General features: G+C 64.9%; 19 protein-coding genes. 11 read left to right on the top strand and 8 right to left on the bottom strand.

All coding sequences use genetic code 11. The annotated features are described in order from the left end of the window. The first annotated feature begins 254 nt into the window (after nt 1–254). Complete coding sequence (locus tag AABE10_RS20505) at nt 255–977, top strand: response regulator transcription factor (protein WP_342935082.1); 723 nt, start codon at nt 255–257, stop codon at nt 975–977. A 128-nt stretch (nt 978–1,105) separates the two neighbouring features. Here AABE10_RS20505 and AABE10_RS20510 read toward each other — a convergent pair whose 3' ends face one another. Continuing rightward, nucleotides 1,106–2,011: a dihydrodipicolinate synthase family protein gene (locus AABE10_RS20510; RefSeq protein ID WP_342935083.1), complete on the bottom strand. Its 906-nt coding sequence runs from the start codon at nt 2,009–2,011 to the stop codon at nt 1,106–1,108. A gap of 347 nt (nt 2,012–2,358) precedes the next feature. Here AABE10_RS20510 and AABE10_RS20515 point away from each other — a divergent pair, with 347 nt between their 5' ends. From AABE10_RS20515 to AABE10_RS20540, 6 genes are all read left to right on the top strand, one after another. Continuing rightward, complete coding sequence (locus tag AABE10_RS20515; RefSeq protein ID WP_342935084.1) at nt 2,359–3,324, top strand: 4-hydroxyproline epimerase; 966 nt, start codon at nt 2,359–2,361, stop codon at nt 3,322–3,324. Continuing rightward, nucleotides 3,321–4,442, top strand: coding sequence for an FAD-dependent oxidoreductase (locus AABE10_RS20520; RefSeq protein ID WP_342935268.1), 1,122 nt, complete (start codon nt 3,321–3,323; stop codon nt 4,440–4,442). Before AABE10_RS20515 ends, AABE10_RS20520 begins: the two co-directional genes overlap by 4 nt. Then, nucleotides 4,435–4,707, top strand: a complete 273-nt coding sequence (locus tag AABE10_RS20525) for a 2Fe-2S iron-sulfur cluster-binding protein (protein ID WP_342935085.1) — start codon at nt 4,435–4,437, stop codon at nt 4,705–4,707. Before AABE10_RS20520 ends, AABE10_RS20525 begins: the two co-directional genes overlap by 8 nt. Next, entirely contained in the window at nt 4,704–6,032 is a 1,329-nt protein-coding gene (locus tag AABE10_RS20530; RefSeq protein ID WP_342935086.1) for an FAD-dependent oxidoreductase, read from the top strand. The genes AABE10_RS20525 and AABE10_RS20530 overlap by 4 nt, the downstream gene beginning before the upstream one ends. A 200-nt stretch (nt 6,033–6,232) precedes the next feature. Continuing rightward, nucleotides 6,233–7,009 carry an AraC family transcriptional regulator gene (locus AABE10_RS20535; protein WP_342935087.1) on the top strand — a complete coding sequence of 259 codons (777 nt, stop codon included), beginning with the start codon at nt 6,233–6,235 and terminating at the stop codon, nt 7,007–7,009. A 78-nt stretch (nt 7,010–7,087) separates the two neighbouring features. Next, nucleotides 7,088–7,423, top strand: coding sequence for a hypothetical protein (locus AABE10_RS20540; protein ID WP_342935088.1), 336 nt, complete (start codon nt 7,088–7,090; stop codon nt 7,421–7,423). A gap of 57 nt (nt 7,424–7,480) precedes the next feature. Here the strand turns inward: AABE10_RS20540 and AABE10_RS20545 are convergent, their stop codons facing one another. Then, nucleotides 7,481–7,792, bottom strand: a complete 312-nt coding sequence (locus AABE10_RS20545) for a hypothetical protein (protein WP_342935089.1) — start codon at nt 7,790–7,792, stop codon at nt 7,481–7,483. Between the two features lie 183 nt (nt 7,793–7,975). Then, nucleotides 7,976–8,314, bottom strand: a complete 339-nt coding sequence (locus AABE10_RS20550; RefSeq protein WP_342935090.1) for a hypothetical protein — start codon at nt 8,312–8,314, stop codon at nt 7,976–7,978. A 443-nt stretch (nt 8,315–8,757) separates the two neighbouring features. On the opposite strand from AABE10_RS20550, the gene aroQ reads away from it, so the two are divergent. The 3 genes from aroQ to AABE10_RS20565 all read left to right on the top strand — a co-directional run bounded on the left by aroQ (nt 8,758) and on the right by AABE10_RS20565 (nt 11,499). Then, nucleotides 8,758–9,213 carry a type II 3-dehydroquinate dehydratase gene (gene aroQ, locus AABE10_RS20555; protein ID WP_342935091.1) on the top strand — a complete coding sequence of 152 codons (456 nt, stop codon included), beginning with the start codon at nt 8,758–8,760 and terminating at the stop codon, nt 9,211–9,213. Further along, nucleotides 9,213–10,067, top strand: a complete 855-nt coding sequence (locus tag AABE10_RS20560) for a shikimate dehydrogenase (RefSeq protein ID WP_342935092.1) — start codon at nt 9,213–9,215, stop codon at nt 10,065–10,067. Before aroQ ends, AABE10_RS20560 begins: the two co-directional genes overlap by 1 nt. Before the next feature lie 73 nt (nt 10,068–10,140). Then, nucleotides 10,141–11,499 (top strand): MFS transporter, encoded by a 1,359-nt coding sequence (locus AABE10_RS20565; protein WP_342935093.1) that lies wholly within the window; start codon nt 10,141–10,143, stop codon nt 11,497–11,499. Nucleotides 11,500–11,635: 136 nt separating this feature from the next. Here AABE10_RS20565 and AABE10_RS20570 read toward each other — a convergent pair whose 3' ends face one another. Further along, on the bottom strand, nt 11,636–12,325 hold the full coding sequence (locus tag AABE10_RS20570; protein ID WP_342935094.1) for a TetR family transcriptional regulator: 690 nt from the start codon (nt 12,323–12,325) through the stop codon (nt 11,636–11,638). Between the two features lie 119 nt (nt 12,326–12,444). Next, the gene (locus AABE10_RS20575) at nt 12,445–13,719 is read right to left on the bottom strand and encodes an FAD-binding oxidoreductase (RefSeq protein WP_342935095.1); all 1,275 of its coding nucleotides are present in this window, start codon (nt 13,717–13,719) and stop codon (nt 12,445–12,447) included. 342 nt (nt 13,720–14,061) lie between these two features. Here AABE10_RS20575 and AABE10_RS20580 point away from each other — a divergent pair, with 342 nt between their 5' ends. Further along, the gene (locus tag AABE10_RS20580) at nt 14,062–17,163 is read left to right on the top strand and encodes a transglycosylase domain-containing protein (RefSeq protein WP_342935096.1); all 3,102 of its coding nucleotides are present in this window, start codon (nt 14,062–14,064) and stop codon (nt 17,161–17,163) included. Here AABE10_RS20580 and AABE10_RS20585 read toward each other — a convergent pair. From AABE10_RS20585 to AABE10_RS20595, 3 genes are read right to left on the bottom strand one after another with little or no spacing between them, the layout of a single operon-like run. Further along, nucleotides 17,157–18,380, bottom strand: coding sequence for an ROK family transcriptional regulator (locus tag AABE10_RS20585; protein WP_342935269.1), 1,224 nt, complete (start codon nt 18,378–18,380; stop codon nt 17,157–17,159). The two genes, AABE10_RS20580 and AABE10_RS20585, sit on opposite strands and share 7 nt — an antisense overlap. 30 nt (nt 18,381–18,410) lie before the next feature. Next, complete coding sequence (locus tag AABE10_RS20590; RefSeq protein WP_342935097.1) at nt 18,411–19,232, bottom strand: ATP-binding cassette domain-containing protein; 822 nt, start codon at nt 19,230–19,232, stop codon at nt 18,411–18,413. A gap of 22 nt (nt 19,233–19,254) precedes the next feature. Then, the gene (locus AABE10_RS20595) at nt 19,255–20,244 is read right to left on the bottom strand and encodes an ABC transporter permease (RefSeq protein WP_342935098.1); all 990 of its coding nucleotides are present in this window, start codon (nt 20,242–20,244) and stop codon (nt 19,255–19,257) included. Nucleotides 20,245–20,356 lie beyond the last annotated feature (112 nt).

Here is a 20,356-nt window from a genome sequence, read left to right on the forward strand (position 1 = left end):
TAATGAAATAGAGAAGCCGCGCATTGCGCGCGGAGTACGGCGATCGTCAGGCGGGGAGTGCGACGGTGCAGGGTAGCGCACGGGACACGGCACGCCGGCCCGGATAAGGCGGCGTGATGACGAATTTGGCCAGCGCGCGATTTTACAGCATGTAATTTGTCGCAGAATCTTTGCAAATTCGGACAAGTCTTATGGGCTTATTGGTGGTGCCTGATGAGAATCGCGATCCGTGATCAATTGTCGGGGGAACCACCATGCGTATCGCCATTCTTCAGCGTGACCCTGTGCAGGGCAAAATGCTGGAAAAGAACATCGTGCAGGCCGGACACAGCTGCATGCTTTACGACGACGGTCTCGCGCTGTCCAAAGTGCTGGCCCGTTCGACAGTCGATCTGCTCGTGCTCGACTGGCACGCGCTGCGTCTGTCGGGCACGGATGTACTGAAGGCCGTCCGCTCGGTCGGCGGCGAGCGGATGCCGGTGGTGTTCGCGTCGAAAGACGACTCGGAAGAAAGCGTCGTTCGCGCGTTCACGCTCGGCGCCGACGACTACGTCACATTGCCCACGCGTCACGCGGAATTCCGCGAGCGGATTTCCGCGCTGTTGCGCCGCGCCTATCCGGAGCGATACGGCAAGGACAGCTTCGATGTCGGGCATTATCACTTCGACACCCGTCGTCAGCTCGTCACGCTGCGCGGCACGCCCGTGCAACTGTCGGGCACGCAATACCGGCTGGCGTCGCTGTTCTTTTCAAACATCGGCCGCGTGCTGTCGCGCGATCATATCTTCGCGATGGTCTGGGGACGCGAGTTCCGCGAAGTGACGCGCACGATCGACAGCCATGTGTCGCGTCTGCGTTTGCTGCTGCAAATCGACCCGCACAACGATTTCCGTTTGCAGCCCGTGTACAAGAGCGGCTATCGGCTGCTGCATCTGCGCAGCGAAGAAGCCGTCGTGCAGCATGCCGAAGCGGCCTGATCGCACTCGGGCATCGCACCTCGTTCATGCGGCGGCTTCGGCCGCCGCTTTTTTTTGCGTGGCGTTTGCGCGATGCCCCCGCGTGTATCGGCTTCGCGCGCCCGTCGCGCAGTTGCAGACGCTCTCGCTTATAGCTTCGGAAGCGCCGGCCGCGTTTCGATCGAATAACGGATCAGCGCTTCGACGGCCTTGCGTTCATCGCCCGCGAGCGGCAGGCGCGGCGGGCGCACAGGCTCCGTGCCAAGACCGACGATCGCTTCCGCGAGCTTGATGTTCTGCACGAGCTTCGCCGAAACGTCGAGCGCCAGTAGCGGCGCGAACCAGCGATAGATCGCGCGTGCTTCCTCCAGCCGTCCCGCCTTCAGCAGCCGGTAGATTGCGACCGTCTCATGCGGGAACGCGCAGACGAGCCCAGCTACCCAGCCGTGCGCGCCCATCAGCATCGCTTCCATCGCAAGATTGTCGACGCCGCACAGAATCGCGTAGCGGTCGCCGACTGCATTGATCAGGTCCGTCACGCGCCGCACATCGCCGCACGACTCCTTGATGGCGACGATCTTCTTCTCGTCGGCGATTTCGGCGAACATCTCCGGCGTCATGTCGACGCCATAGGCGAGCGGATTGTTGTAGATCATCAGCGGCAGCGGGCTCGCGTCGGCGACCATGCGGAAGTGGTTCAGCGTCTCGCGTCGGTCGGACAGATAGCGTAGGCCGGGCAGCACCATATAGCCCGCTGCGCCGCGTTTCGCGCCCGCTTCCGCCTGACGGCAGCCGTCGAGCGTGCTGTTCTCGGCGATCGTCAGCAGCACGGGCACGCGGCCGCGCGATGCGTCGACGGCCACGTCGAGCACTTGCAGCTTTTCGTCGAGGGAAAGCGTGGACGCCTCGCCGAGAGATCCGCATACGATGATGCCGTCGACGCCCGCATCGATCTGCGCCTCGATGTTCTTGCGGGTCCCTGCGCTGTCTATGCTGAAATCCGCGTTGAATTTGGTGGTGACTGCGGGCAATACGCCTTCCCAGATGTGCGCCACGACTGCTCTCCTGAAAGTGATGAGTCGAATGCAGTGTAAGCAGCGAATATCCTGGTGTCTTGCGCGAATCGCGCGTCGCGCGTGACGATTTCAGCACAGTGTCTGTGCGATGGAGATCGGTAATTCAAGGCGCATTCGTTGCCTCGTGACTGTGATCCGCATTGCGCCGCGCAAGTGACGCATGCTCGCGATGTCGCCTCACGATGCGACGCAAGAACTTGCCGATGACCGTTCAACGGATCAGCCGGCAGCGCATCAAGCACGCAATCAGCGTTTCCATGATTATGCTGAAATCGTCACAATCCACGCGCAGCCGTTTCAAGACTGCGCGGTGCCGCATTCCTACCATGAGCGTCATGAAAACCCTGAACGTAATCGATTCGCACACGGGCGGTGAGCCAACCCGCCTCGTCGTGTCCGGTGGCCCCGATCTCGGCGGCGGCACGCTTGCGCAACGGCTCGATGTGTTTCGCGCGCGCTTCGACGACTGGCGCGCGCGCATCGTCACCGAGCCGCGCGGTTCCGATGTGGTCGTCGGCGCGCTGCTGTGCGAGCCTGATCGCAAAGAGTGCGCGGCGGGCGTGATCTTCTTCAACAACGTCGGCTATCTGGGCATGTGCGGACATGGGACGATCGGGCTCGTCGTGTCGCTCGCGCATATGGGGCGCATCGGGCCGGGACGGCATCTGATCGATACGCCCGTCGGCATGGTCGAGGCGACGCTCAACGACGATCTCGGCGTGTCGGTGCGCAACGTGCCTGCGTATCGGCATCGCAAGGATGTGACCGTCGACGTGCCGGGCTTCGGCGCGTTGACGGGCGACGTCGCGTGGGGCGGCAACTGGTTCTTCCTCGTCGCCGATCATGGCCGCGCGCTCGACGCGTCGAACATTCCCGAACTCACGCGCTTCAGCTCGGCGATCCGCGATGCGCTGCCCGCGTCGGGCATCACCGGGGCGAACGGCGCGCTGATCGACCATATCGAACTGTTCGGTCCGGGCTCGCGTGAAGGGATCGATAGCCGCAGTTTCGTGCTGTGCCCCGGCAACGCGTACGACCGCTCGCCGTGCGGGACGGGAACAAGCGCAAAGGTCGCGTGCCTCGCCGCCGACGGCAAGCTCGCGACTGGCGCGGTGTGGCGGCAGGAGAGCATCATCGGCAGCGTTTTCGAAGCGAGCTATGTAGAGGGTGGCACGCAGAACGAGATCCACACCGTCATTCCGACCATCACGGGGCACGCGCACATCATGGCCGAGAGCCGTCTGTGCTTCGACGAGCGCGATCCGTTCGCGTGGGGCATCCGCACGGTATGACGGCCGACGTGGTGATCGTCGGCGCGGGCATCGTCGGCGCGGCGTGCGCGGCGGAACTCGCGGCGCGCGGTCTGCGCGTGACGGTGCTCGACGCGCAGCGCATCGGCGGCGGCGCGACGGCGGCGGGCATGGGGCACATCGTCGTGATGAACGACTCGCCCGCTGAATTCGAGTTGAGCCGTTATTCACGAGAGCTTTGGCTCGATCTTGCGCCGCAGTTGCGCTCGCGCGATGCGTTCGCGCGTTGCGGCACGCTCTGGGTCGCCGCCGACGCGGAAGAACTCGACGCCGCGCGCGCGATGCAAGCGGCGTTCGCCGCGCAACAAGTGACGGCCGATCTGCTCGATGCGCGCGCGTTGTACGACTGCGAGCCATCGCTTGCGCCGGGCATGGCAGGCGGCCTTCTCGTCGGGGACGACAGCATCGTCTATGCGCCATCCGCCGCGCAATGGCTGCTCACGCAGTCGCCGGCGGCAGCGCTGATCGACGTGCGGCTCGATACGCGTGTGGCAGCGCTCGACGGTCATCAGGTCGCGCTTTCGAACGGCGAGTGTATCGAGTGTGCGCATGTCGTCGTCGCGAACGGATTGCAGGCGGCTGCGCTCGTACCGGGGCTGCCGTTGCAGCCGAAGAAGGGCCATCTGCTGATCACTGACCGCTACCCCGGTTTCATTCGACATCAACTGCTCGAACTCGGCTACATCAAGAGCGCGCATCACGCGACGGGCACGTCGGTCGCGTTCAATGCGCAGCCGCGCCCGACGGGGCAACTGCTGATCGGCTCGTCGCGCCAGTTCGACGCGACCGATCCGGCCGTCGAAATGCCGGTGCTCGCGCAGATGCTCAAGCGCGCCGCGCGCTATCTGCCCGAATTGCCCGCGCTCAACGGCCTGCGCGCATGGACGGGATTTCGCGCGGCATCGCCGGATGGCTTGCCGTTGATCGGCTCGGCGGGCAGTGCGGCGCCTGGCGTATGGCTCGCCGTCGGACACGAGGGGCTCGGCGTGACGACGTCGCTCGGCACGGCGCAACTGCTCGCCGCACAGATCACGCAGACGGCTGCCGCGATTGCCGCCGATCCATTCCTTCCCGCGCGCTTCGAGGCCTGTCATGTCTGATGCACGGCATCCGCGTGTACGCGTGCTGATCGATGGCGAGTCAGTCGATGTCGAACAGGGCGCGACCGTCGCCGCGGCGCTCGCGGTCTGCGGCGCGAGCATGAGCGGGACGCGCGCATCGGTGACGGGCGAGTTGCGCTCCGCGTTGTGCGGCATGGGCGTGTGCCATGAATGCCGCGTGACGGTCGACGGGCGTGAGCATGTGCTCGCGTGTCAGACGCTCTGCCGCGACGGCCAGATCATTCGGACTGCGAGGCCGCGATGAACGACGCGCACTTCGATGTCGTCGTCGTCGGTACGGGGCCTGCGGGTCTCGCTGCTGCGCGCGAGGCCGCGAACGCGGGTGCGCGCATCGCGGTGCTCGACGACAATCCGCGCGCGGGCGGGCAGGTGTGGCGCAATGGGCCGATGCATCCACCGTCAAAGGTGCTGACCGCTCATTTGCACGCGATAGAGGCGATGCGCGCGACCGATGCGAACGATGCGAACGATTCGAAAACGCGCGCGACGCTGTTGCAATCGACGCGCGTCGTCGCGCCGCTCGACGGACGCCGTCTGCTGATCGAATCGGCGGAACACGGCGGCGCGCGCATCGGCTACGAGCGGTTGATTCTCGCGACGGGCGCGCGCGAACGGCTGCTGCCGTTCGACGGCTGGACGCTGCCCGGCGTCACGGGCGCAGGCGGCTTGCAGGCGTTGATCAAAGGCGGCGTGCCGGTGCGCGGCGAGCGCATCGTGATCGCGGGCAGCGGTCCATTGTTGCTCGCGTCGCTGGCCACTGCGCGCGAGGCGGGCGCGCGGATCGTCGCCGTCGTGGAGCAGGCGTCGTGGGCTTCCGTGATGCGCTTTGGCGCGTCGCTCGCGGCCACGCCCGCGAAGCTCTGGCAGGCGGCGCAATTGACGCGTGGCTTCGCGGGGCTGCGCTATCTGACGTCGGGCGTCGTGCGCGCGGCGCAGGGTGACGGGCACGTCGAGCGCGCGATCATCGAGCGGGCCGATGGGCGCATCGTGTCGATCGATTGCGACCGCATCGCTTGTGGCTACGGGCTCGTGCCGAACACGTCTCTCGCTCAGGCGTTGGGCTGCGTGACGGACGGCGACGCAGCGATCATCGTCGACGATTCGCAGCGCACATCCGTCGATTGCGCATTCGCGGCGGGCGAATGCACGGGCGTCGGCGGCATGGAACTCGCGCACGTCGAAGGGCGGCTCGCGGGACTGCATGCGTCGGGTGTCGTGAACCGGACGCTCGTCGACGCGCTTGTGAAGGAGCGCGAGCGTTGGCGTCGTTTTGCGCGGCGCGTCGAGGCGGCATTCGCGTTGCGCGATTTTGCGCGCGCGATGCCCAGCGACGAGATACTGCTGTGCCGCTGCGAAGACGTGTCGATTGGAGACGTCCGCATGCATGCGAGCTGGCGCGATGCGAAGTTGCACACGCGCTGCGGCATGGGCGCGTGCCAGGGGCGCGTGTGCGGCGCGGCGGCGCACACGCTGTTCGGGTGGCAGGTCGCGCAGACGCGTCCGCCCATCAGTCCCGCGCGGATCGGCACGTTGATGCTGGCCGCCGACACCCATACGTTGGCCGACTGACAAGCCGCGAGCGTCGAGCGCGTTGAGCGGCAAACCCCGCATGCACATATAAGGCACGCGTCAGACAAAAAAGTCGCCAGCAAACCCGCAAAGCGAATTTCTTCGCGCACATCGCGCCGCCCTATAATCGACCAGCCCCGCGAGCGTTTGCCGGGGCCGACATCTACCGTTCACCGCAGTTCATGCACGGAACCCGCACGATGAACACGCTCGCTCATACGCTCGACGCGCTCGATCCGGGCGACGCGTCGCTCGCCGGGATGCTTTCGCATTTCGCGTTGCTCGGACCCGTCTTCGACGCGATGCCCGACATCGTATTCTTCGTGAAGGACGCGCAGGCGCGCTATGCGCTCGTCAATCGCACGCTCGTGTCGCGCTGCGGATTCAAGGAGAAAGAGGCGCTGCTCGGCAAGACGGCGGAAGAGGTGTTCCCGAGCCGCTTCGGCCGCATCTATACGGCGCAGGACAAAGCCGTGATTCATGTCGGCAGCCAGATGGTCGATCAGCTGGAACTGCATCTGTATCTGGGCCGGCAGCCTGGCTGGTGCCTGACCTGCAAGCAGCCGTTGCGCGATGCGGCGGGACGCGTGGTCGGTCTGGCCGGCATCTCGCGCGACCTGCGCGCCGACGAAAGCAGCCACCCCGCGTACAGCCGGCTCGCGACGGTCGTCCAGTATCTGCAAGAGAACTACGTGCAGCCGCTGAACCTGAAGCATCTGGCGGCGATGGCGGATATGTCGGTGGCGCAGCTCGAACGGTACTTCCACAAGGTGTTTCATCTGACGCCGCGTCAAGTGCTGCTGAAGACGCGCCTCGATGCGGCGACGTCGCTGCTCGTCTCGCACGACAAGGTGACGGATGTCGCCGCGTTGTGCGGCTACACCGATCACAGCGCATTCACGCGTCAGTTCAAGGCGACGGTCGGCGTGACGCCGACCGAATACCGGATGCTGTTGCACGGCACTTCACGCAACTAGCGGTCAATCGCGCCGACGCCCGCCACGAACGGCGGCGCGCGCATCCAGTCGAGCGCACTCAGAAAAATCCAGCAAACGATGCCTGTTCGCCGTCAAAAGCTCCGCTACTACGTGTACGTGGTGGCGCTCGACGATACCGTCTGGAACGAGGCGCGCTTTCGGCGCGCGAATCCCGACTATCGTTTCGAACGTCCGTGCGTGTATGTGGGGATGACGGGGCTGGACCCGGATCTGCGCTTCGACCGCCACAAGGCGGGCATACAGTCGAACCGCTATGTGCGCGATTACGGCATGCGGCTGATGCCGGAATTGTATGAAGTGTTCAACCCGATGCCATATGAAGGCGCGCGCGACATGGAAGTCGAACTGGCGATCGGATTGCGTGAAGCCGGTTATGCCGTGTGGCAGGCGTGATCACGCGGCGCTAGAGAGACCAGAGACGCTGAAGGCGCGGCGCGCTGCCGCAGACGTTCAGCGGACGCCGAGTCCGCGCAGGATCGCGTTGCCTTCGGGCGTCAGACGGATATGCGATTCGCCCGCATCGGTGGAGACGGTCTCGACCAGACCCGCTTCCTGCAGCATCGGAAGCTCCGGTTTCGCGAACGCGGCGACGGGCGCGTGCAGCAACAGCAGCAGCGTCGCGATTTCGTGCGGGCTCAGAAGCCGGCGCAGAAGCGTCGGTTTTTTCGGCGCATTCGTCGTGATGGCGGCGTGCGCCGGCGCGGCCGATGATCCGGCTGCGCTGCGCTTCGTCAGGTCGTTACGGTCGTTGAAGTAATCCATCCAGGGCACCTTGTGCGGAACGCGGGTCAGTGTCGAAGACGAATCGTGACGGCCAAGACTTAAACGATTCTTAAAGTCCCCGGCCGCGGGCCTTTACCGGGTGGGCGAAGTTGTTTCATCGGGTTACATTGCGGCGGCCGCTTAGTGCGGCCAAACGCGGCCAATCAGCGCCGAAAGCCGCCTTCAGGGCGCGCATTCCCTGCTCGCGCCTTCGATCCACAGATTCGACGTGTTGCGCTTGCCCGCGTAATAGCGGAACGTCGTGCCGCCGTTATCGGTGCGGACCTTGACGATGTTCGAATCGCCGAAATCGAGCATCTGGCCTTGCGGAATGGGCGTGGCCTTGACAGGCGTGTCGTGCTTTGCTGCGGCCTGCGTCATGCATCGGATGACGTCGTCGGTCGAGCGGTCCGTCATCGTGTCTTTCATCGGATCGCCGGCATCCGGGTTGTGCGACGCCTGATATGCCGCGCAGGCGGCGAGAAACAGCGGAACGGACAGGGTGACGGCTAGCTTCCTCATAACTCTCCTTCGCGTTGGCGGCTGCGCATCGGTGCGGCGTGACTGCCGCGCCCGTCGGCGAAATGCCGCGAAACATCCGGGAAATTATATCGACGCAAGCCACATGCCCGGCTGTCGGTCGGCTGTAGCGGCGATGCCGGTCCGGTCCGAAAGCGCCCGTCATATCCGCCGGAAGCGCCGTTTCGAGCGTTTTTCAGCTGCTCGAATGGCTGTTTTTCGCACCACTTGGTTACTACTATTCGTAGATGGCTTCACGAGAAGTGCATGAAAAATAAGGGCTTGTGTGATGAAATTTAAAACTAACTAGATCGTACAAATTTAGTAGAAACCCCAAAAGACGCGCGCCGGATACAGGCGCAAACTTCGGTTCACGTCGCGGAACAACGTCGTTGAGGCGGTTTGTGTTTTCCGCACGGAGAGTCAATTTTGTGGAGCGGTCAGTCATGAGCTTTGCGTCGGTGCTGGTCCTGAACGGACCCAATCTCAACCTGCTCGGCACGCGGGAGCCGACTATCTACGGCGCGGAAACGCTCGACGATGTCGCGCGCCGGTGCCGCGAGGCGGGCGAACGGCTCGATCTCTCGATCGATTTCCGTCAGTCGAACGCCGAGCATCAGCTGATCGACTGGCTCCACGAAGCGCGCGACACGCAGCAGGGCATCGTGATCAATCCCGCCGCTTATACGCATACGTCGGTCGCGATCGCGGATGCGTTGTCGGCGATCGCGAAGCCCGTGATCGAAGTGCATATCTCCAACATCCACAAGCGCGAGTCGTTCCGGCATCACTCGTATGTGTCGGCCGTCGCGGAAGCCGTGATTTGCGGCTGCGGCACGCAAGGCTATGTGCTCGCGCTGGAGCGCATGGCGGAAATCCTGAAGTCGAAGAAGGTGAAGTAATGAGCACGCAATCGTATCTTGTGGGTCTGATCGGCTCGGGCATCGGCGGATCGCTGAGCCCTGCCATGCATGAAGAAGAGGGCCGTCAGCTCGGCCTGCAATACGTCTACCGGCGCATCGATCTCGAAGCGCTGAAGCTCGACGCGTCCGCGCTGCCTGAGCTGATCGTCGCCGCCGAGCGGATGGGCTTCAACGGCTTCAACGTTACGTACCCATGCAAGCAGCAGATCATTCCGCTGCTCGACGAACTTTCCGACGACGCTCGCGCGCTCGGCGCCGTCAACACGGTGCTGTTGCGCGACGGCAAGCGCATCGGCCACAACACCGACTGGTCCGGCTTCGCGCGCGCGTTTCAGCGCGGGCTGCCGGGCGCGAGTCTCGATCGCGTCGTGCAACTGGGCGCGGGCGGCGCGGGCGCGGCCGTCGCGCACGCGGCGTTGATGATGGGCACGCGCGCGCTGACGGTGTTCGACGTCGATAGCGCGCGCGCGAAGTCGCTCGCCGCCGAATTGCAGGAGCGCTTCCCGGCAGCCACGGTGAGCGCGGGCGAGTTCCTTCCAGGCGCGATGGAGCAGGCCACGGGCCTGATTCACGCGACGCCGACGGGCATGGCGAAGCTGCCCGGCATGCCGTTGCCCGCCGAGCTGCTGCATCGCGCGCTGTGGGTCGCCGACATCGTTTATTTCCCGATCCGCACGGCGCTGCTGCAAGCCGCTGAAGAAGTGGGCTGCCGCACGTTGAGCGGCGGCGGCATGGCCGTCTATCAGGCCGTCGACGCCTTTCGCATTTTCACGGGCCGCGAGCCGGACCCGGAACGGGTGTACGCGCACCTGCAGTCGCTGCTGAACCGCTGACCCCCGCGACGACGAACTATCACGCACTACTACGCACCACGACAGGTCCTGCCCCAAGGACACGGAGACAACCATGCCGCAATCGATTCAACATCCCGACGCATCGGCCGCCTCGCCGAAGAGCGTGGCCACCGCGCGCCGCTCGAAGGCGCGCTACGGCATCCTCGCGCTGCTCGCGATCGGCACGATGATCAACTACCTGGACCGCACGGTGCTCGGCATCGCCGCTCCGCAGCTGACGAAGGAACTCGGGATCAGCGCCGCGCTGATGGGCGTGATGTTCTCGGCGTTCTCGTGGAGCTATGTCGCGTCGCAGATTCCGGGCGGGCTGTTTCTCGACCGCTTCGGTAGCAAGATCACGTACTACCTGTCGATGACGCTCTGGTCGTGCTTCACGCTCGCGCAGGGTTTCGTGCACAACGTCGGCGCGCTGCTCGCGTGCCGCCTCGGCTTGGGCGTCACGGAAGCGCCGTGCTTTCCGACCAACAGCCGCATCGTCGCGACGTGGTTTCCGCAAAGCGAGCGCGCGATGGCGACGGGCACGTACACCGTCGGCGAATACATCGGCCTCGCGTTCTTCAGCCCGTTTCTGTTCGCGCTGATGGGCGCATTCGGCTGGCGCTCGCTCTTCTGGGTCGTCGGCGGCGTGGGTGTGGTGTTTGGTCTGGTGTGGTGGCGCTTCTATCGCGAACCGCGCGAACATCCGGGCGCGAACGCGGCCGAGCTGGAGTACATCGAAGCGGGCGGCGGCCTGACGCATCGCAAGGCATCGAAGGAAGCCACGGCTGCTACCGGTAATAACGGCGGCTTTAGCTGGCGTACGATTGGGCAGTTGCTGAAGCATCGTCAACTGACGGGCATCTGCCTCGGCCAGTTCGCGGGCAACTCGACGCTCGTGTTCTTCCTGACCTGGTTCCCGACTTACCTCGCCACCGAGCGTCACATGGGCTGGCTGAAGATCGGCTTCTTCGCGATCATGCCGTTCATCGCGGCTTCGATCGGCGTGATGTTCGGCGGCACTTTCTCGGACTGGCTGCTGCGCCGTGGCGTGTCGGCGAACGTGGCGCGCAAGCTCCCCATCATCGCGGGTCTTCTGCTTGCGTCGACGATCATTCTCGCGAACTACGTCGAGAGCAACGTGACGGTGATCGTGATTTTGTCGGTGGCGTTCTTTGCGCAGGGCATGGCGGCGCTCGGCTGGACGCTGGTGTCGGATATCGCACCCGATGGCCTGCTCGGCGTGACGGGCGGGATCTTCAACTTCGCTGCGAACCTTGCGGGCATCGTGACGCCGCTCGTGGTTGGCTTCATCGTGTCGGCGACGGGTTCTTTCGTGGGCGCGCTGGTGTTTATCGGTGTGATCGCACTGGTTGGGGCGTTGTCGTATATTTTTATCGTTGGGGATATTAAGCGGATCGTGTTGCACGATTGATGTTTATTGTCTGCGACGCTGATGGTTGCTTTTGACTTGCCGTTGGCATCCGCGCCGGTAGGCGCATCGCGGATGCCAGCGCAAAGGCAAAAGCACCACGATAAAAAGCCGTCGCAGACGAAAAAAACAAAAAACCCTAAGCGTTCCGCTTAACAAACCTCAACGTCGCATCGACGATCATCGCCCGATGCCGCGCCCGCAGCCTCGCATGCGAGGGATCGCGCCCGAACGCCGTGCCGAACGTATGCCGGTTCGCGATCCGGTGAAAGCAGAGCGAGCTGATCAGCAAGTGCAGATCGATCGCATCGATGTCGTCGCGGAAGTCGCCCGACGCGACGCCGCGCGCGAGCAGATCTTCAATCGTGCGAATCACACTGGCGTTGCGGCTCTTGAAGGTCTTCACCTGCTCGATGTACTTCGCGCCGTGAATGTTCTCTATCGTCACGAGGCGCACGAAGTCGCGATGCTTGTCGTGATAGTCGAACGTGAATTCGACAAGGCTGCGCAAGCCTTCGACGGGGCTCATATCGCTTACGTGCAGATCCTGCTCCAGCGAACGGATGTCGCCATACACCTTTTCGAGCACGGCCTCGTACAACCCTTCCTTGCTGCCGAAGTAGTAGTAGAGCATGCGCTTCGTGGTGTTGGTGCGCTCGGCGATCGCGTCGACGCGCGCGCCCGTGAGTCCCATCGACGAAAACTCCTGCGTGGCTACCTCGAGGATATTGCGCTTCGTCTCTTCGGGATCGTATTTGCGCCGTGGTTCGGAGATTTCTTTGGGGGTGTCGACTGGCTCGGGCGCAATAGCTCGGCTTCCCTTTTTCATTGTGTATTCCGGCGGCGATGACGGATCATTCTAGCATGTCGAAAATGCCGTCCGGCGCGGCCTGGCGGCATGTGCAACATCATCGCGACGCATGTGCGCGAGCCCCGCCACGCCTCTCGTCACGCGCGCCGCGGACGGTCCGCGAGCGCATCGCGCGTCTGCATCGCTGTGTAGGTCAATTGCGCGGCGGCGAGGCCCAGCGCGCCGAACGTGCGCGTGAGGCCGAACGTCGCGAACGCTTCGGGCACGGGGCGCTCGCCCGCGATGGCGGCCGCGAGCAGCTCGCCGGAAACGGTCGTCGGCGCCATGCCGTGTCCGCCGAAGCCGACGGCATACCAGACGCCGTCCGCGCTCTGGCCGATCTGCGGCATCTTGTGCCGCGCATAGCTCATCAGGCCGCCCCACGCGTGTTCGATGCGAACGTCGCGCAGTTGCGGATAGACCCTCAGCAAATCGCGGCGCAAAAGGCGCGCGATCTCGTCGGGCTCGCGCTCGAGAATCGAAATGCGTCCGCCCCACAGGATCCGCGTGTCGGGCAGCGGCCGGTAGTAGTCGAACGCGAAGCGCGTGTCATAGACGGCGGAGCGGCAGTCGATCGCCTCGGACAGACGCGCGCCGAGCGGCTCGGTGGCCATCACGTAAGTCGCGATCGGGAGAACGGCCCGCTCGACGCGACGATAGACGTTGCGCGCATAGCCGCCGCCCGCCATCACGACATGCCGCGCGTCGATCGACGCTTGCGCCGTCTCGACGACGAAGCCCGCGCCCTGCCTGCGCAGGGCTGTCACGGGCGACTTCTCGTAGATGCGCACGCCCGCCTGTTCCGCCGCGCGCGCGACGCCCAGCACATACTTCAACGGATGAAAGTGGAACGCGTTGCGCTCGAAAAGGCCGCCGTGATAGCGCGAGGTCTTCAGCCGACCGGCGAGCTCGGCGGCGCCCAGCGCCTCCCATTCGACGCCGAACGATTGCTTCATCAGACGGCGCTGGCTTTCGAGCCGCGCCGCATCGTCGAACCAGTTCGCGAGGATCACGCCCGCATCCGTCGCATCGCACGCGATCGCATAACGCCGGATGCGCGCGCGCATCAACTCGACGGCATCGGTCGTCAGCGCGTAGAGCTCGCGCGCCCGCGCCGGACCGAGGGTTTTCAGCAGGTCCGCGCAATCGAGGCTGTAGCCGCCGAACACGAAGCCGCCGTTGCGGCCCGATGCGCCATAGCCGACCTGGTTCGCCTCGACCACGACGACATCGCGCACGCCACGCTCCGCGAGCCCGAGCGCAGTCGACAGGCCCGCCAGCCCGCCGCCGACGATGCACACGTTCGCGCTCAGTCTGCCAGCCGATGCGGGGCGCGCGGGCCGCTCGACAGTTGCTTCGTAGTAGCTCTGCATAGGGCGTTGAGAGTCAGGTGCGCGGCTATGTTACTCAAATTCGTCGGCGCGTCATATTCGGTATACCGAAGCGCTCGTGCGAGCGGTTTTGCGTCGGCGCAAGCAGCGGACGTTGCGCCGGCATCGGCACGCCAGGCTCGCGCCCGATGCTTCGTGAATCCCGCGTCACCGTTGCCGCGCGTGGAAAACGGCGGCTTCGTTGCGCGTCCATGACAGCTATGTTGCGCGGCGTACCCAGTTCACCAAGTCGTCGCATTTCCGACCCCTCGCAAGAGCGCTTTACGCGGTAGACTGACATTAGTCGAGGTTATTGTGGTCAGGCATCTGCAAGGAGACGCCGCCATGAACCGGCCACTACGGTTTCCGCTACGCGCAATCGGCACCACGTCCGTCTGGAAGTGGTTCAAGTGGCTCTTTTTCGCCGCGTTTCTCGTGGCCGTCGCGATCGGCGTGCGCTTCGTCCAGATCGAAATGGACACGTCGAGATTGCAGGCGCGCTACCTCTCCGAGCTCACCCGCGACGTCGGTTTTACCGTTGCGGAAGGCCCGAGCGACAACATCCGTTTTCCCACTGACGGGCCCTACGACATCCGCCTCGGCTACGCGCTGCTGCCAGCGTTCGAACGCCGCCTGAAAGAGCGCGGTTTCTCGGTTGCGTCGCAGGCGCGCGATTCGGAACGCATGGCTTCGCTCTCGGACGACGGCCTTTTCATTCCTTACGAAGAAAAGGATCAGGCGGGGCTGATGCTCTACGACTCGACGGGCGCGCATCTGTTCGGCTCGTCGTATCCGGCGCGCGTCTATGACGATTTCGCATCGGTGCCGCCTGTCATCGTGTCGGCGCTACTTTTCATCGAAGACCGGCACTTGCTCGACGCCGACCAGCCGAACCGCAATCCCGCGATCGACTGGACGCGCTTCAGCCGCGCGCTGATGGATCAGGGCATGCGGTTCTTCAACCGTCATCAGGCGCAGCCCGGCGGCAGCACGCTCGCCACGCAGATCGAGAAATTCCGCCATTCGCCGGGCGGCCGCACGGCGACGCCACGGGAAAAGCTGCGGCAGATCGCATCGGCGTCCGTGCGCGCGTATCTCGACGGTCCGCGCACGATGCGCGCGCGCGAGCAGATCGTCGTGCGCTATCTGAACTCGGTGCCGCTCGCCGCGCAGCCGGGCATCGGCGAGATCAACGGGATCGGCGACGGGCTCGCCGCCTGGTACGGCCGCGATTTCGACGAAGTGAACCGCGTGCTGAAAGCGCCGTCGACGCCCGACAATCTCGCCGAACAGGGCCTCGCGTTCCGTCAGGTGCTGTCGCTGATGATCGCGCAGCGCGGGCCGTCGCACTTCCTGCTGCGCAACAACGCCGAACTCAATGCGCTGACGGAAAGCTATCTGCGCCTCCTGGCCGCGAACGGGGTGATCGGCGCGCAACTGCGCGACGCGGCGCTCTCGCAGCAACTCGTGCTCACGCGCGGCAAGCTCGCGACGCCCGAAGATTCGTACGTCGCGCGCAAGGCGGTCACGTCCTTGCGCACGCATCTGATGTCGTCGCTCGGCGTGTCGAATCTGTATGACCTCGACCGCCTCGATGTGCGCGTCACGTCGACGATGAACAACAAGGTGCAGCAGGACATCAGCGACCGGCTCGCCGACGCGACGACACGCGACGGCGCGCAGGCAGCGGGACTGTACGGTTTCAACATGCTCCAGCCGAAGGACGATCCGTCGAAGATCGCGTTCAGTTTCACGCTGTTCGAGAAGCGTGACGGCGAGAACCTGCTGCGCGTGCAGACGGACAGCGTCAACCGTCCGTTCGACATCAACTCGGGCGCGCGCCTGAATCTGGGCTCGACCGCGAAGCTGCGCACGCTGATCACGTACCTGCAGATCGTAACGGAACTGAACCAGCGTTACGGTCAGATGAGCGTCGAAGAATTGCGCGCCGTGAAGCCAGAACGCGAAGACGCGCTGACGCGCTGGGCCGTCGACTACCTGATGCACACGAAGGACCGCTCGCTCTCCGCGATGCTCGACGCGTCCGTCGAGCGCAAATACTCGGCGAACGCGGGCGAACTGTTCTACACGGGCGGCGGCGCGCAGACATTCACGAATTTCGAGGCCGACGAAAACTCGCGCATCCTCACCGTGCGCCAGGCCTTCCAGCATTCGGTGAATCTCGTGTTCGTGCGGTTGATGCGCGACATCGTCCACTACGAAACGATCAGGACGTCCGGCCCGTCGTCGCAATGGCTCGACGATCCCGAGACGCGCAAGATGTACCTGACGCGTTTCGCCGATCAGGAAAGCCGTGTGTACATGAATCGTTTTTACACAAAGTATCGCGGCAAGACGCAGGACGAGATGCTCGCGATCTTGCTGCGCGGCGTGCGCAAGTCGCCGCCGAAGCTCGCGACCGTGCTGCGCAGCGCGCGGCCCGATGCACCGCAGGCATGGTTCGACGAACAGATGCGCGCGCAACTGAAGAACACGCCGAAGGCCAATCCGCCCGACGACGCGCTCGCGCAGCTCTACGAGAAATACGGCATCGACAAGTTCAACCTGAACGACCGCGCGTACATTTCGAGCGTGCATCCGCTGGAGTTGTGGCTGGTCGACTATCTGCGCGCGCATCCCGATGCGAGCGCGAACGACGTGATGGACGCGAGCCGCGACGTGCGCGCCGACGCGTACAAGTGGCTCTTCAAGACGCGCTATCACGCGACGCAGGACCGCCGCATCCGCCGCATGGTCGAGCAGCATGCGTACGACGCGATCGGCAAGTCGTGGCAGGCGCTCGGCTATCCGTTCGCGCATCTGACGCCGTCGTATGCGGCTGCCATCGGCGCGTCGGGCGACAGGCCGGCGGCGCTTGCGCAACTGATCGGCGTGATCGCGAACCAGGGCGAGCAGGCGCCGACGCACAGCATCGCGGATCTCGAGTTCGCGAAGGGCACGCCATATGAAACGCGCTTCGTGCACGCGGCGCCGCAGGCGAACGAAGGCGTATCGGCAGATATCGCGCGCGTCGTGCAGGGCATGTTGCGCGATGTCGTCACGGGGGGCACGGCGAGGCGTCTCGCGGGCGGCATGACGTTCCCGCACGGCAAGACGATGGAGGTCTACGGCAAGACGGGCACGGGCGACCAACGCCTCAATATCTACGCGAAGGGCCGCAGGCTGATCGAGTCGCGCAAGGTCAACCGCACGGCGACCTTCGTGTTCGCGATCGGCGACCGCTTCTTCGGCACGCTGACGGCCGTTGTGCACGAACCGTATGCGAAGCGCTACGACTTCACGAGCGCGCTCGCCGTGCAACTGCTTAAGTCGATGGCGCCCGCGTTGCAGCCGTTGCTCGACGAGCCTGCATCGAAGGACAAGACGGTGCCGAAAGTCGCGGGCAGCGCGTCGCCGGATGAGGGCGCCGCGCCGCTTGTTCAATAGCCGACGTCGGTGGCCGGCTTCAGAAAGAGTTCGTGCATCGGCGCGAAGTGCGCGTAGAGCGGCAGGATCGCGCCGCCCATCGCGCGCGCGTCCGAGCCGATCGTGCCTTCCAGCAGTTGCGGACGCACGATGCCTTCCCATTCGAACCGGTCGAGCACGCGCTCCGTGCGCCGGATGATTTCGCGCACCAGTTGCCGGTCCACTTCGCCGTCTATCACGACCGCTTCGAGGTCGAGCAGCGCCGCCGCATTCGTCAACGCGCCGGCGATCGCGGGGCACGCGGTGTCGAGCCATTGCTCCGTCAGGCGCCACAGGTCCGCCGATAAAGCGCGATGATCGTGCGCGGCCGTTGCGGGCGCGCCTGCATCGACGAACAGCTTTTCGAGCACGAAGCCCGATGCCGCATGCAGCAGTTGCCGCGCGGGTTGACGTCCGCTGCCGCCCATGATCGGAATCGAGCCGACGGCGCCTGCGTTGTCGTGCGGACCGCCGTGCAGGCGTCCGTCGATCACGAGCCCGCCGCCGATGAACGTGCCGACGAACAGATAGAGAAAGTTGTGGATGCCACGGCCTTGGCCCATCACGAGCTCGGCCGCGCAGGCGGCCGTCGTGTCTTTCGCGAACTCGACGGGCAGGCCCGTCATCGACGCGATGCGCGCGCGGATGTCGATGTCGTTCCATGCGTCGAGCGCCTCGGGCGGCGCGCCGAGAAAATCGCGCCAGCCGCCGAGCCACAGCGGCGCCGCGACGCCCATGCCGACCACCTTCTCGCGCCGCGCGCCGAGCGCGTCGTTCACGCGCGCGAGCTTGCTTTCGAGCGCGGGAAAGAGCGTGCGCGGATCGGGATACGCGTACTCCTGCACTTCGCGGCAGCACACGCGCCCGAGAAAATCCATCGCGAGCACGTCGAGACTGCGCCGCCCGACCTTCACGCCGATCGTATACGCGCCTTCCGCGCGCAACGCGATGGGCACCGACGGCTGCCCGATGCGTCCGCGCACGCGCGCCTGTTTTTCGAGCAGGCCGTCGTCGATAAGACGCTCGACGATCATCGACACGGTCTGCATCGACAGACGCGTGAGCCGGCCCACGTCGGCCTTCGGCAGCGGCCCATGCAAGCGGATCGCCTGCAACACGATCCGCTCGTTGAACTGCCGCATGCCGACCTGGTTCGATCCGACCGTGCGTTTTAGCGGTGAACGGGTGCCCGTATCCATCGACGGTATCTGGTTACTCGTGCTCATTCGTCATGCGATCGCGCGCACGTCGGCCTGCTTCGCGCCCGTCATGATCGCGACGGCATCCGACATGTGGATGTCGTTCTTGTTGACGAGCGCCGCGCGCCGCCCGAGCCGCTGGATGTGGATGCGATCCGCGATCTCGAACACGTGCGGCATGTTGTGGCTGATCAGGATTACGGGCAGGCCGCGCTCGCGCACGCGACGAATCAGTTCGAGCACCATGTTGCCTTCTTTCACGCCGAGCGCCGCGGTCGGTTCGTCGAGAATCACGACGTGCCGCGCGAACGCCGCGCTGCGCGCCACCGCGACGCCCTGGCGCTGGCCGCCCGAGAGCGTCTCGACGGCCTGGCGCATCGAACGGATGCCGATCTGCAGGTCCTTCATCGCGTTGGTCGCTTCGTCGAGCATGCGGCGCTTGTCGATCATCTTGAAGAGCTTGCCGCGCCAGCCCGGTTTCACCAGTTCGCGCGCGAGGAACAGGTTCTCCGCGATGCTCATCGCCGGCGCGACGGCGAGATCCTGATAGACCGTTTCGATGCCTTGCTGGCGCGCGTCGATCGGGCTGCGGAAGTTGACGGGCTTGCCGTCGAGCAGCAGTTCGCCTTCGTCGGGCACGAGCGCGCCCGAGAGCGCCTTGATCAGCGACGACTTGCCCGCGCCGTTATCGCCGATCACGGCCATGATCTCGCCGGGCATCACTTCGAAGTCGCAGCCGTCGAGCGCGGTGACCTGGCCATAGCGCTTGGTCAGGCCGCGCGCCTGCAAAACGGGGGTCTTGCCGTTGGCGGCGCGGGTGGTGGTGTTGGCGGAAGAGGGGGTTGTCGACATGACAGTCTCCTTCAGATAACGATCAACGTGCGCCACGGCGCGACAGCTTGTCGGCGGCGACGGCGAGAATCACGAGAATGCCGGTGATCAGCACCTGGTACACCGACGACACGCCCATCAGCGTCAAGCCATTGCGGAACACGCCGACGATCAGCGCGCCCAGCAGCGTGCCCGCAATCGAGCCGCGTCCGCCGAAGAGGCTCGTGCCGCCCAGCACGACGGCCGTGATGCTGTCGAGGTTCTCCGTCTGACCCGCTTGCGGATCGCCGACACCCGTGCGCGCGACGGACAGCAGCGCTGCGATGCCGTAGATCGCGCCCGACAGCGTGTAGACCGTGATCAGGATGCGTTGCGCGGAAAGGCCCATCAGGCGCGCGGCTTCCGGGTTGTTGCCGAGCGCGTACAGATGGCGGCCCGGCACGGTGTCGCGCAGCATGAACCACGTCGCGAGATACATCAGCAGCGTGAGGACGGTGCCGTACGTGACCGTCGCGGGACCGACGCTGAAGGTGCTGCCGAAGAACATGATCGCGTCGGGCAGATTCGACACGCTCTCCGCGTTCGAATAGATCTGCGTGGCCGCGAACGCGATATTCAGCGTGCCCAGCGTGACGATGAACGCGGGGAGCTTGATGCGCGTGATCAGCACGCCGTTGAGCAATCCGAACAGCGTGCTTGCGCCGACGCCGCACAGGATCGCGATCGCAGGCGGCACGCCCATCACGACGGCGAACTTCGTCATCACGATCGAGCCGAACGCCATCACCATCCCGCAGGACAGATCGATGCCGCCCGTCAGCACGATCAAGGTCTGGCCTATCGCGATGACGGCGACGACCATCGTCTGCTGCAGGATCAGCGACAGGTTCTGGAACGACAGGAAGCGGTTGCTCTGCGAGATGAAGAAGATGCACGCGAGAACGAGCGCGATCAGCGGACCGGCCTCGGCGAGCGTCGGCATATGATCCGCGAACCGGCGGTGGTGTTGGGCGGGGACGGTGGGAGTCGACATGATGTGTTTCCTCGAAGCGATGCGTGATCTGTATGCGGCGGGTTTCATGCAACGCAATGGAACCCGCCGCGCTCACGCTGGAGAACTCGCGGAGATGCGCGCCTTGCGCATC

Source organism: Paraburkholderia diazotrophica (assembly GCF_038900755.1).
GTDB classification, from domain to species: domain Bacteria; phylum Pseudomonadota; class Gammaproteobacteria; order Burkholderiales; family Burkholderiaceae; genus Paraburkholderia; species Paraburkholderia diazotrophica_A.